Source organism: Salipiger sp. 1_MG-2023 (assembly GCF_030547555.1).
Taxonomy (GTDB): Bacteria; Pseudomonadota; Alphaproteobacteria; order Rhodobacterales; family Rhodobacteraceae; genus Salipiger.
This window is the reverse complement of sequence record NZ_JAUOQN010000013.1, coordinates 14249-26971: the sequence shown is the minus strand read 5'-3', so window position 1 is coordinate 26971 and position 12723 is coordinate 14249. Positions and strand designations below refer to the sequence as shown.

Sequence of the window (12723 nt, the reverse complement as noted above, 5' to 3'; positions counted from 1 at the left end):
TTATTGTGCATCTGCAGCATCGAAACGCCGAATTCCCGGTAAAAGATGCAGAATCTCGGAATTAATTCTTGAGACGCGGCCCGCCCCTGCCGCATATGGATGGCAAGAGACCTGCAATGGCGCCTGTCTCGCAAAATTCTCCCAAAGACCGGGAAATCCTGAGCAAAGCCGCTCGACTGTCGTGATCCTCCACCGATCAAGACGAGTCAGCGGCTTTTTCACGTTTCGCCCGGACGCATCCGGGCCTTCATCCAAAGGGACCGATCGAATGCAGAAACTTCTCCTCGCGCTCAGTGCCTCAACGGCGCTTGCCGGCCCCCTCCTCGCGCAGGACCTTGAAAAAGACGAGCTCACCTTCGGCTTTATCAAGCTGACCGACATGGCGCCGCTCGCGGTGGCCTATGAACAGGGCTACTTCCTCGACGAAGGCCTGTTTGTGACCCTCGAAGCCCAAGCCAACTGGAAGGTGCTGCTGGACGGCGTCATCGGCGGGCAGCTTGACGGGGCGCATATGCTGGCTGGCCAGCCGCTGGCCGCGACCATCGGCTATGGCACGCAGGCGCATATAATCACGCCCTTTTCGATGGACCTGAACGGCAACGGCATCACCGTGTCGAACGAGATCTGGGACCAGATGAAGCCCAACATCCCCACCAATGCCGACGGCCTGCCGCAGCACCCGATCAGCGCCTCGGCGCTGGCCCCGGTGGTGGAAAAATACCGCGCCGAGGGCAAGCCCTTCAACATGGGCATGGTGTTCCCGGTGTCGACCCACAATTACGAGCTGCGCTACTGGCTCGCCGCTGGCGGGCTTGAGCCGGGGTATTACTCGCCCGAGAACGTCAGCGGCCAGATCGGCGCCGATGTGCTGTTGTCGGTGACCCCGCCGCCGCAGATGCCCGCCACGCTCGAGGCCGGCACGATCTACGGCTATTGCGTCGGCGAGCCGTGGAACCAGGCCGCGGTGTTCAAGGGCATCGGCGTTCCGGTGATCACCGATTACGAGCTGTGGAAGAACAACCCCGAAAAGGTGTTCGGCATTGCTGCCAGCTTCGCCGAGGAAAACCCCAACACCACCAAGGCCGTCGTCAAGGCGCTGATCCGCGCCGCCATGTGGCTGGATGAAAACGACAACGCCAACCGCATGGAAGCGGTCGAAATGCTGTCGAAGCCCGAATATGTCGGCGCCGATGCCGAGGTGATCGCCAATTCGATGACCGGCACCTTCGAATACGAAAAGGGCGACAAGCGCGCCGTTCCCGATTTCAACGTGTTCTTCCGCTACAACGCCACCTACCCGTTCTACTCCGACGCGGTCTGGTACCTCACGCAGATGCGCCGCTGGGGCCAGATCCCCGAAGCCAAGTCGGATGAATGGTACGACGAGATCGCCAAGTCGGTCTACAAGCCTGCCATCTACCTCGACGCCGCTCGCGCTCTGGTTGATGAAGGTCTCGCCAACGAAGCTGATTTCCCTTGGGACAGCGACGGCTACAAGGATGCGACCCCTGCCTCCGATATCATCGACGGCATCCCTTATGACGGCAAAACCCCCAACGCTTACCTCGAAAGCCTGCCGATTGGCCTCAAAGGTGACCAGACCGTGGTCGGCACCGAGGTGAAGGGCTGATGTCCCGTCCCCTGCGCCGGGCAACGGGCGCAGCCTGAAAGACAGGGTGAGCATTCAGCCTAAAGGCGAATACTCACCCCCTCCCGCCAAGGACCATCTGCGGGACGGCGGGTGGGGCGAGGTTCCGCAAGGAACGAGCGTCCACCCAGCCTCCCGTACCCCGTCAAAGCCGAGGACTTCCCTGATGACGACCGTCGACCCCGAATACGCCACGGATGCGGCCCGCGACGCCCGCCGCGCGCGTCTCTTCACCCGCATCAACAAGGCGGACGCATGGTTCCGCGTGCTTGGTCTGTCCTGGGTGACCCCCATTCTAAAGGCCGCCGCAGGCGACAACCCCAAGGCCCAGCTCAAGGACATCTGGCTGCTGCTCGGGGTGCCGCTGGTCGCCATCGCCGCCTTCCTGCTGATGTGGGGCACGCTGGCCCCCAAGGTGCAGACCTCGCTCGGCGCCGTTCCCGGCCCGGCCGAAGTCTGGCACGAGGCGGTCCTGCTCAATCAGGATGCCGCCGCCAAGGCCGCCAAACAGGGCAAATTCGAAGACATGGTCGCCGCCCGCAATGAAAAGCTCATCGCTGCGGGCAAAGCCGATCAGGTCAAGGATATCGCCTATACCGGGGCCCCGAGCTATTATCAGCAGATCTGGACCTCGATCAAAACCGTGTTCTTCGGCTTCCTGATCGGGTCTGCCATCGCCATTCCGCTCGGTATCCTCGCCGGCCTGTCGCCCTATGCCAACTCGGCGATCAACCCGCTGGTGCAGATCTTCAAACCGGTCTCGCCGCTGGCATGGCTGCCGATCGTGACGATGATCATCTCGGCTGCGGTGGCGAGCAATGACGGGCTGTTCTCCAAATCCTTCCTGATCTCGGCAATCACCGTGACGCTCTGCTCGCTCTGGCCGACGCTGATCAACACTGCGCTTGGCGTGGCCAGCATCGACAAGGATCTGGTCAACGTGTCGAAGGTGCTGAAAATGAACACCTGGACCAAGATCACCAAGCTGGTGCTGCCCAGCGCCCTGCCGCTGATCTTCACCGGCCTGCGGCTGAGCCTCGGGGTTGGCTGGATGGTGCTGATCGCCGCCGAGATGCTGGCGCAGAACCCCGGCCTTGGCAAATTCGTCTGGGATGAATTCCAGAACGGCTCCAGCAGCTCGCTCGCCAAGATCATGGTCGCCGTCTTCACCATCGGCATCATCGGCTTCCTGCTGGATCGGGTGATGTTCGCGCTGCAATCGCTCTTCACCTTCTCGAACAACCGCTGACCGCCACTGGCAGCGCGAAAGGACATCCCATGAGCCTCCTCAAGTTCGAAAACGTCTTCAAGTGCTTCGGCACTGGCCTGCACGAAAGCAAGGTTCTCAACGGCATCGATCTGGATGTCCAGCAGGGCGAATTCCTCGTCCTGCTGGGCTTCTCCGGCTCGGGCAAGACCACGCTGGTCAACCTGATGGCGGGGCTGGAAAAGCCCAGCCGTGGCAAGGTCACCTATCGGGGGGCCGAGATCGACGGTCCCGGCCCCGAGCGCGGCGTGATCTTCCAGAACTATTCGCTGATGCCTTGGCTCACGGTGAACGGCAACGTGCAGCTCGCGCTCGACAGCGTCTTCCCGCAGATGCCAAAAGCCGAGAAGGAAGCGACCGTCGCCAAATACGTCAAGATGGTCGGCCTGAGCCACGCCGCTACCCGCCGCCCGGCGGAATTGTCGGGGGGTATGCGCCAGCGGGTCAACGTCGCCCGCGCGCTGGCGATGAACCCGGAAATGCTGCTGCTTGACGAGCCGCTCTCGGCGCTTGATGCGCTGACCCGCGCCAACCTTGCCGACGAGATCGAGGCGATCTGGAACCAGGACAAGAAGACCTGCGTGCTGATCACAAACGATGTCGACGAGGCGATCATCCTTGCCGACCGCATCATCGCGCTCAACCCCGATGGCACGCTGGGCGAGGAATTCACCGTCACGCTGCCCCGCCCTCGCGATCGGGGCGAGATGAACCACAACGAGGAATTCAAGTGCCTGCGCGCCGCCGTCACCACCTATCTGATGGACGTCGGCATCGAGGCCAAGACGGCAAGCAGCCACACCCTGCCCGACATCACGCCGATCCACGGCGCGGCCTCGAATCTGCCCGCCGCCGTGCAGGACGCGACCGGCAGCCTGCGCGAAGACCGATTTCTCGACTTCAGCCAGCTGCACAAGATCTACCCCACGCCCAAGGGCCCCCTCACCGTGGTCGAGGACTTCAACCTAAAGATGAACAAGGGCGAATTCATCTCGCTCATCGGCCATTCGGGTTGCGGCAAATCCACCGTGCTGACCATGGCCGCCGGGCTCAACAGCATCTCGAAAGGCGCGATCAAGCTCGATGGGCGCGCCGTGCTCGGCGCCGATCCCGAACGCGCCGTGGTGTTCCAGTCGCCCAACCTGTTCCCATGGCTGACCGCACGTGAAAACTGCGCCATCGGGGTCGACAAGGTCTACCCCCGCGCATCGCAGGCCGAACGGCAGGAGGTGGTGGAATACTACCTTGAACGCGTCGGGCTGGCGGATGCGATGGACCGCTGTGCCGCCGACATGTCGAACGGCATGAAACAGCGCGTCGGCATCGCCCGCGCCTTTGCCCTGTCGCCCAAGCTGTTGCTGCTGGACGAACCCTTCGGCATGCTCGACAGCCTCACCCGCTGGGAGCTGCAAGAGGTGCTGATGGAGGTCTGGTCGCGCACCAAGGTCACCGCCGTCTGCGTCACCCATGACGTCGACGAGGCGATCCTGCTGGCCGACCGCGTGGTGATGATGACCAACGGCCCGCAGGCCACCATCGGCAAGATCGTCGATGTGAACCTGCCGCGCCCGCGCAGCCGCAAGGCGCTGCTCGAGCATCCCGATTACTACCTCTACCGCGAGCAGGTGCTGAATTTCCTCGAGGAATACGAGCACGGCAAGCATGGCAAGACCAACGCCAAAGCCCCGCCCGCGACGAAACAACAAGCCGCCTGAACCGGCCTGCGTGCCCCGCTACGGCGGCGCGCGGCAACCTCTCTGACTGGGGGTCATCCCGATGGACACCGTACTTGACGCACCCGTAAAGACCTTTCTTCAGGTCACGGAATTCTGGGTTCCCGAAGGGGACCGGCTGGTGCTTGCCACCGGCAATTACGGCGGGCTTTCCGCCTTTGAGGACGCCACCCGCGCCATCAGCTTCGCCAAGGGCGAAGGCCTGCCGGGCAAGGCATGGGCCGAACAGCGCCCCATCGTCCTCAAGGGCTTCGACGGCTCGTATTTCAAGCGCACCGAGGCCGCCGCCGAGGCTGGCCTGACCAGCGCCGTCGCCATCCCGGTGTTTGACGGCGATGCCCTCAAGGCGGTGCTGGTGGTGCTGTGCGGCGATGATGACGCCCGCATCGGCGCAATCGAGGTCTGGTCGGAACTCGACGGGCTGATGATGCTGGACGATGGCTATTACGGCGCCGCCAAGCATTTCGAATGGGTCAGCCAGCACACGCATTTCCCACGCGGTCAGGGCCTTCCGGGCGGCGTGTGGTCGGCCTCCACCCCGATGCTGTTCCGCGAGCTGGGCTCTGGCTATCGCTTCATCCGCGCCGACAGCGCTGGCAAGGCCGGGCTGACCACCGGGCTGGGCCTGCCGATCCCGGTGCCGCATGACCGCCAGTTCGTGCTGACGCTGCTGTCGGCGCGCGGCACCCCCATCGCGCGGCGCTTTGAAATCTGGGACGCGCGCCCCGAGAAGGTCGGGCACGAAATCGCCGCGATCCTGACCGACGGCATCTGCGAGCGCGACGGCCCGTTGTGGACCGACGACAACGACACCTCCCCGCGCCGTGTCACCGCCAATCAGGGCAATATCGGCAAGGTACTGGCCTCTGGCCTGCCGGTGATCGTCTCTGGTGCCCCCACCCTGACCGAGGGCTACGGCTCGATGGTCGCCCTGCCCATCTACCAGCACGGTGCCATCGCGCATATCGTGTCCTGGTACGTCTGAGGAGCTGACCCATGCAGAAACTCGTCGTCATCGGAGCGGGCATGGCCTCTGGCCGCCTGCTCGAACAGCTGATCGAGGCGGACGCGACCGCCTATGACATCACCCTTTTCAACGCTGAACCGCGCGGCAACTACAACCGCATCATGCTCTCGCCGGTGCTGTCCGGCGAAAAGAGCTACGCCGAGATCGTCACCCATGACGATAACTGGTACGCCGCCAACAAGGTGACCACGCGCTTTGGCGAAAAGGTCATCTCGGTCGATACCGCGCGCAAGGTGGTTGTCGGGGAAAACGGCGACGTGCCCTATGACAAGCTGGTGTTCGGCACCGGGTCTTCGGCCTTTATCATCCCGCTGCCCGGCCACGATCTGCCCGGCGTGGTGGCGTTCCGCGATCTGGAGGATACCAGCGCCATGACCGAGGCCGCCGCCCGCCCCGGTGCCAAGGCGGTGGTGATCGGCGGTGGCCTGCTGGGGCTTGAAGCCGCAGCGGCGCTGCGCCTGCGCGGCATGGAGGTTACCGTGCTGCACATCGCCTCGCACCTGATGGAGCGGCAGCTCGATCCGGCGGCGGGCTACCTGCTGAAAAAGGATCTGGAACGGCGCGGCATCAACGTCATCCTCGAAGCGCAGACCAAGGAGATCATCGGCAACGGGTGTGCCGAACAGGTCAACCTTGGCGATGGCACCGAACTGCCCTGCGATATCGTCTGCATGGCCGTGGGCATCCGCCCCGCCGTCAAACTGGCGCAGGACAGCGGCATCGCCTGCGGGCGCGCCATCAAGGTCGACGCTCAGATGCGCACACAAACACCCGACGTCTACGCCGTTGGCGAATGCGTTGAATACGATGGCAACCTCTTCGGCCTTGTCGCGCCGCTATACGATCAGGCCAAGGTGCTGGCGAAAACGCTGCTTGGGCAGGACGACAGCTTTGTCATGCGCGAGCTGAGCACCAAGCTAAAGGTGACCGGCTGCGATCTGTTCTCGGCCGGGGATTTCGCCGATGGCGAGGGCCGCGAAGACATCGTGTTCCGCGACCCGGCGCGCGGCGTCTACAAGCGCCTCGTGATCGAAGACGATCGCCTGATCGGTGCGGTGATGTATGGCGACACCGCCGATGGCAACTGGTTCTTCGGCCTGATCAAGGACGGCACCGACATTGCCGACATGCGCGAGACCCTGATTTTCGGCCCGTCCTATCAGGGGGGGGCCCAGGCGGACCCTCTGTCAGCCGTTGCAGCATTGCCGCCTGAGGCAGAGATTTGCGGCTGCAACGGCGTATGCAAGGGCGACATCGTCAGCGCCATCGAGGCTGGCGCAAGCGACCTTGGCGCGATCCGCGCCACCACCAAGGCCTCGGCCTCCTGCGGCACCTGCACCGGGCTGGTGGAACAGGTGCTGTCGGTGACGCTGGGCGATGATTTCGTGCTGCCGACCGCGCAGCCGATCTGCGGGTGCTGCGATCTGACCCACGAAGACGTGCGCCGCCTGATCAAGACCAAAGAGCTGAAAAGCCAGGAAGCGGTCTGGCAGGAGTTGGGCTGGAAAACCCGCAACGGATGTCATTCCTGCCGCCCGGCGGTGAATTTCTACCTGCTCGCCGACTGGCCGCTCGATTACAAGGACGACCCGCAAAGCCGTTTCGTCAACGAGCGCAACCACGCCAATATCCAGAAGGACGGCACCTATTCGGTGATGCCGCGGATGTGGGGCGGCATGACCACGCCGCAGGAACTGATCGCCATCGCGCAGGCCGCCGAGAAATACGGCGCCACGGTCAAGGTGACGGGCGGCATGCGCATCGACCTTCTGGGCATCCAGAAAGAAGACCTGCCCGCGATCTGGCACGATCTCAATCAGGCCGGCATGGTGTCGGGGCACGCCTATACCAAGGGTCTGCGCACGGTGAAGACCTGCGTTGGCAAGGACTGGTGCCGCTTTGGCACCCAGGACAGCACCGGCCTTGGCGTCAAGCTTGAGAAAAAGCTCTGGGCATCGTGGACGCCGCACAAGGTCAAGCTGGGCGTGTCGGGCTGCCCGCGCAACTGCGCCGAGGCCACCTGCAAGGACATCGGCGTGATCTGCGTCGACAGCGGCTATCAGCTTAGCGTCGCCGGGGCGGCTGGCATGGATGTCAAGGAAACCGAACGGCTGGTGGACCTGACGACTGAGGACGAGGTGATCGAATGGACCTCGGCCTTTGTGCAGCTGTACCGCGAAAACGCCAAATACCTTGATCGGGCCTACAAGTGGGTCGCCAAGGTTGGCCTTGACTGGGTGAAGGAAACCCTCGCCGATCCGGCCACCCGCAAGGCGCTGGTCGAACGGTTCGACATCTCGCAAAGCGTCTACCAGCACGACCCTTGGGCGGAACGCGCCGTGCCGTCCGAGGCGGTGAAATTTCAACCCATGGCGGATCTCACCCAGGAGGCAGCAGAATGAACTGGATCGACATCGGACATATCGACGACGTGCCCCTGCGCGGCGCGCGGCAGGTCAAGACCAAGGTCGGCTGTCTTGCGGTGTTCCGCACCGCCGAGGATGAAGTGTTTGCCGTCACCAACGCCTGCCCTCACAAGGGCGGCCCGCTGAGCGAGGGCATCGTGCACGGCACCTCTGTCACCTGCCCGCTGCACAACACCATCTTCGAGCTGAGCACCGGCAAGTCGCATGGGGTGGATGCCTATACCATCGACACCTACCCGGTGCGCATCGACGGCGATCGTATCCTGCTGAATGGCGATGCCATTGCCCAGCGGAGTGCCGCCTGATGGCCGATCAGAGCTTTCCCGAGATCCGCTCGACCTGCCCCTATTGCGGTGTCGGTTGTGGCCTGCGGCTGCGGGCCGACGGAGCGGGCGGGCTGGAGGTGCGGGGCGACCCGGACCACCCGGCCAATTACGGAAAGCTCTGTTCCAAGGGCTCTGCCCTTGGCGAAACACTGGGGATGGAGGGCCGCCTGCTCTCCCCCCGCATTCACGGGCAGGATGCCAGCTGGGACGAGGCGCTCGATCTGGTGGCGGACCGCTTTCGCGAAACGGTGGCGCAACACGGGCCGGACAGCGTGGCGTTCTACGTCTCGGGCCAATTGCTGAGCGAGGATTACTACGTCGCCAACAAGCTGATGAAGGGCTACATCGGCGGCGCCAACATCGACACCAATTCGCGGCTGTGCATGGCGTCTTCGGTGGCGGGGCACAAGCGGGCCTTTGGCAGCGATACCGTGCCAGGCACCTATGAAGACCTCGAAGAGGCGGATCTGGTGGTGCTGGTGGGCTCCAACCTCGCGTGGTGCCATCCGGTGCTGTACCAGCGCATCCTTGCCGCCCGCAAGAAGACCGGAGCGAAGCTGGTTGTGATCGACCCGCGCCGCACCGCGTCCTGCGATGGCGCCGACATGCATCTGGCGCTGAAGGCGGGCAGCGATGTGGCGCTGTTCAACGGGCTGCTGGGGGCGATCGAGGCTGCGGGCGCGGTGAATAACGAATTCGCCGCCCATGTCACCGGCCTGAGCGATGCCATTGCCGCCGCCGCGCTGGATGACGACGCGGTGACCGGGCTGCCGCGCGCCGAGCTGGATGCCTTTTACAAGCTGTGGATCGGCACGCAAAAGGTCGTCACCGTCTACAGCCAGGGCGTCAACCAAAGCACATCTGGCACCGACAAGGTGAATGCGATCCTCAATTGCCACCTTGCCACCGGGCGCATCGGCACGCCGGGAACGGGGCCGTTTTCGGTCACCGGCCAGCCCAACGCCATGGGCGGGCGCGAGGTCGGTGGGCTGGCCAACATGCTTGCCTGTCATCTCGATCTGGAAAACGCCGATCACCGCGCCGCCGTGCATGATTTCTGGGACAGCCCCGCCATCGCCGATGCCCCCGGCAAGAAGGCGGTCGAGATGTTTGAGGCGGTCGGCGATGGGCGCATCAAGGCGCTGTGGATCATCCACACCAACCCCGCCGTCACCATGCCCGATGCCGATGCAGTGCGCGATGCTATCGCGGGCTGCGATTTCGTCGTGGTGTCCGACATCACCGCGCAGACCGATACGGCGCGGCTGGCGCATGTTCTGCTGCCCGCCACCGCATGGGGCGAAAAAGACGGCACCGTCACCAATTCGGATCGCACCATCAGCCGCCAGCGCGCCGCCCTGCCCGCCCCCGGCGACACCCGCCCCGACTGGCAGATCCTTGCGCAGGTCGGTCGCCGCATGGGCTATGCCAGCGGCTTCGATTACGCCTCGCCCGCCGAGATCTTTCGCGAATACGCGGCGCTGTCGGGCATCGCGGGCAAGCTGGGCCGCGATTTCGACATTTCCGCCAAGGCCGACATGACCGACAGCGATTATGCCGCGATGGCCCCGTTTCGCTGGCCCGCCAGCGCGAACCGGACTGGCGGGCGCTTCTTTGCCGACGGGCAGTTCTACCACGCGGGCGGCAAGGCCCGGATGATCCCGGTGCGCCACCGCGCGCCTGCCTCGGTTCCCACGCAGGACCGCCCGTTCCGCTTCAACACCGGGCGCATTCGCGATCAGTGGCACACCATGACCCGCACCGCCCGCGCACCGCGCCTTGCGGCGCATCTGGCCGAGCCCTTCCTTGAAATCCATCCCGATGACGCCGCGCGTCTTGGCATTGCCCCCGCCGATCTGGTGCAACTCGACAGCCCGCAGGGCCGCGCCATCTTGCGCGCAAGGCTGACCGATGCGGTTCACCGGGGCGATGTCTTTGCCCCCATGCACTGGACCGGCGAAACCGCCCCCGCCGCCCGCGTCGATGCGCTGGTTGCGCCCAACACCGACCCGGTGTCAGGGCAGCCCGAAAGCAAGGCCAGCGTTGTTTCGGTGGCCAAATTCACCCCCGCATGGTACGGTTTCGCCGTGTCGAGCAGCGATTTCACCCCCGATTGCGCCTATTGGGCGCGCGCGCGCACCCGTGCCGGGCAGCGCGCCGAACTGGCCGGGCTGAGTGCGCCCGAGGATTGGGAAGGCTATGCCCGCAAACTGTTCGGGCTGCCGGGTGCCGAGGCGCAGGTCATGCTCGATGCACGCAAGGGGCGCGCCCGCATCGCCTTTCACCACGACGGCCAGCTTGTCGCCGCGCTGTTTGCCGGCCCCGAGCCGGTGGCGCTGAAACGCGATTTTCTCGCCAACCTGCCGGGCACCGAAGCGCCCCATGCGCTGACCGGCCAGCCCCCCGCCGATGCGCCCGATCCCGGCCCGATGGTCTGCGCCTGTTTCAACGTCGGGCTGAACACCATCCTGCAGGCCATCGAAGAGCAACACCTGCTAAGCGTCGACGCCATCGGCGCGGCGCTCGATGCGGGCAGCAATTGCGGCTCGTGCCGCCCCGAACTGGGCGCGATCCTTGCCTCGGCCATCGCAAGGGAAGCGGCTGAATGACACTGGGCGCACATGTTCGCACGCTGGGGCGCGGCCCCGGGCGGTCGCGGTCGCTGACCCGCGACGAAGCCACCGACGCCATGCGCCTGATGCTGTCGGGCGAGGCCGACCCGCATGCCATCGGCGCGCTGCTGATGCTGCTGCGCATGAAGGGCGAGACCGCCGACGAGATCGCCGGCTTTGCCGCCGCCGCGCAGGATGCCATGCCAGACATGCCGCGCCCGGCGCTGGATTGGCCCAGCTATGCCGCGGGGCGCACCCGCGGGTTGCCGTGGTTCCTGCTGTCGGCGCGGCTGGTGGCGGATGCCGGGCATCCGGTGCTGCTGCATGGCTGGAACTGCGCCGATGGCGCGGTGCGCGCCGGGCTGGCACCGCTGGGCATTGCTGTGGCCGATGACCCGTCCGAGGCGCGCGCGCTGCTCGCGGCGCGCGGCATCGTCTACCTGCCGCTTGAACGCCTGTCGCCGGCGCTGTTCCGCCTGCTGCGGCTGCGCGACGTGCTGCACCTGCGCTCTTGCGTCAACACCGTGTGCCGGATGCTCAACCCCGGGCGCGCCAGCCATAGCGTGCAAGGCGTGTTCCACCCGCCCTACCGGCTGCTGCAACAGGACGCCGGGCAGATCCTTGGCCTGCAAGGTCTGACGGTGATCAAGGGCGGGGGCGGTGAATTCGAACGCCATCCGTCCAAGGCGATCGAGGGGTTCGGCCTGCGCAATGCGACCCCTTGGGAAGAAAGCCTGCCCGCCCTGCGCCCCGATGACACCCGCCGTCTGAACGATGGCGAAACCGATCCGGCGCGGCTTGCGGCGCTGTGGGACGGGACATTGCGCGATGACTTTGCCGAGGCGACGGTGATCGGCACCGCCGCGCTGGCGCTGGCGACGTTGGGAATAAGCACGGCAGACGATACAGCGCGCAGGCTTTGGGCATCGCGCCAAGGGCTCAGCCTTCGGGTCTGAACAGCCGCCCCGGCCCGCGCGCCGCCACCCCGGCCAGCTGCGCCATGTGCCAGCCGAGCACGAGGTTGCTCGACAGCACCGGAATGCCCAGAGCCTCCTCGAGCGGGTCGATCACCTCCAGCGTGCGCAGGTTGGTGCAGGACAGGAACAGCGCCTGCACCGGGGTGCGCCGCGCCACGTCCTGCGCCGCGACCATCAGGCTGTGCGGCGAGATCCGCACCACCCGCGATTCCTCGGGGACATCAAAGCTGACAAACACCGGCGTGGCGATGCCTTGCGCGCCGAGCACCGCGCGCAGCCGCCCCGACACCTCGGCCAGATAGGGCGACACCAGCCCCAGCCGCGTCACGCCCAGCGCCGCGCAGGCCGCGATCAGCGCCGTCACCGGATCGGTGACGCGGGTCACATCCGCGCCAGCGCGCAGGCGGGCCGCCACCCGCGCCGGGCCGATCTGCGCCGCCCCTGATGTACAGCCATAACCCATCGCCGCGAACCGCTTGCCCTGCGGAAACAGCGCCGCTGCGCCAGACAGGTGACGTTCCATCGCGGCGAGGGTTTCGGGCGTGACCTCGGCCCCAGACGGCACCCGGCTGACCAGCAGAGACGCCTCGGGCGGCAAAAGACGCCGCATGTCGTCTTCGACGCTTTCGTCCGATTGCAGCACCACGAGGCCAAGCGCCGTGGGCGGAGGGATCAGGTCATAGGGCAGCGCATCCATGCCCCCAGCA

General features: G+C 65.4%; 9 protein-coding genes. 8 read left to right on the top strand and 1 reads right to left on the bottom strand.

The annotated features are described in order from the left end of the window. Positions 1 to 268 precede the first annotated feature (268 nt). The 8 genes from Q4543_RS08505 (at position 269) to Q4543_RS08470 (ending at position 11995) form a co-directional block, all read left to right on the top strand. Positions 269 to 1630, top strand: coding sequence for a CmpA/NrtA family ABC transporter substrate-binding protein (locus Q4543_RS08505; protein WP_303437422.1), 1362 nt, complete (start codon positions 269 to 271; stop codon positions 1628 to 1630). Between the two features lie 184 nt (positions 1631 to 1814). After that, positions 1815 to 2897, top strand: coding sequence for an ABC transporter permease (locus tag Q4543_RS08500; RefSeq protein ID WP_303437421.1), 1083 nt, complete (start codon positions 1815 to 1817; stop codon positions 2895 to 2897). Between the two features lie 29 nt (positions 2898 to 2926). After that, positions 2927 to 4630: an ABC transporter ATP-binding protein gene (locus tag Q4543_RS08495; RefSeq protein WP_303437420.1), complete on the top strand. Its 1704-nt coding sequence runs from the start codon at positions 2927 to 2929 to the stop codon at positions 4628 to 4630. Between the two features lie 61 nt (positions 4631 to 4691). Next, a complete protein-coding gene (locus tag Q4543_RS08490; RefSeq protein ID WP_303437419.1) occupies positions 4692 to 5633 on the top strand; it encodes a GAF domain-containing protein in 942 nt (313 codons plus the stop codon). 11 nt (positions 5634 to 5644) lie between these two features. Further along, a complete protein-coding gene (nirB, locus tag Q4543_RS08485; protein ID WP_303437418.1) occupies positions 5645 to 8077 on the top strand; it encodes a nitrite reductase large subunit NirB in 2433 nt (810 codons plus the stop codon). Beyond that, positions 8074 to 8406 (top strand): nitrite reductase small subunit NirD, encoded by a 333-nt coding sequence (nirD, locus tag Q4543_RS08480; RefSeq protein ID WP_216002971.1) that lies wholly within the window; start codon positions 8074 to 8076, stop codon positions 8404 to 8406. The genes nirB and nirD overlap by 4 nt, the downstream gene beginning before the upstream one ends. Beyond that, the gene (locus Q4543_RS08475; RefSeq protein ID WP_303437417.1) at positions 8406 to 11036 is read left to right on the top strand and encodes a nitrate reductase; all 2631 of its coding nucleotides are present in this window, start codon (positions 8406 to 8408) and stop codon (positions 11034 to 11036) included. Before nirD ends, Q4543_RS08475 begins: the two co-directional genes overlap by 1 nt. Continuing rightward, the gene (locus Q4543_RS08470) at positions 11033 to 11995 is read left to right on the top strand and encodes a glycosyl transferase family protein (protein WP_303437415.1); all 963 of its coding nucleotides are present in this window, start codon (positions 11033 to 11035) and stop codon (positions 11993 to 11995) included. The genes Q4543_RS08475 and Q4543_RS08470 overlap by 4 nt, the downstream gene beginning before the upstream one ends. Here the strand turns inward: Q4543_RS08470 and Q4543_RS08465 are convergent. Continuing rightward, positions 11979 to 12713: an Asp/Glu racemase gene (locus tag Q4543_RS08465; protein WP_303437414.1), complete on the bottom strand. Its 735-nt coding sequence runs from the start codon at positions 12711 to 12713 to the stop codon at positions 11979 to 11981. The genes Q4543_RS08470 and Q4543_RS08465 overlap by 17 nt on opposite strands. Positions 12714 to 12723: the final 10 nt, after the last annotated feature.

Bases quoted from the DNA above. Each gene is read 5' to 3' on its own strand.
- Q4543_RS08505 (WP_303437422.1), top strand. From the start codon at position 269: ATGCAGAAACTTCTCCTCGCGCTCAGTGCCTCAACGGCGCTTGCCGGC.
- Q4543_RS08500 (WP_303437421.1), top strand. From the start codon at position 1,815: ATGACGACCGTCGACCCCGAATACGCCACGGATGCGGCCCGCGACGCC.
- Q4543_RS08495 (WP_303437420.1), top strand. From the start codon at position 2,927: ATGAGCCTCCTCAAGTTCGAAAACGTCTTCAAGTGCTTCGGCACTGGC.
- Q4543_RS08490 (WP_303437419.1), top strand. From the start codon at position 4,692: ATGGACACCGTACTTGACGCACCCGTAAAGACCTTTCTTCAGGTCACG.
- nirB (WP_303437418.1), top strand. From the start codon at position 5,645: ATGCAGAAACTCGTCGTCATCGGAGCGGGCATGGCCTCTGGCCGCCTG.
- nirD (WP_216002971.1), top strand. From the start codon at position 8,074: ATGAACTGGATCGACATCGGACATATCGACGACGTGCCCCTGCGCGGC.
- Q4543_RS08475 (WP_303437417.1), top strand. From the start codon at position 8,406: ATGGCCGATCAGAGCTTTCCCGAGATCCGCTCGACCTGCCCCTATTGC.
- Q4543_RS08470 (WP_303437415.1), top strand. From the start codon at position 11,033: ATGACACTGGGCGCACATGTTCGCACGCTGGGGCGCGGCCCCGGGCGG.
- Q4543_RS08465 (WP_303437414.1), bottom strand. From the start codon at position 12,713: ATGGATGCGCTGCCCTATGACCTGATCCCTCCGCCCACGGCGCTTGGC.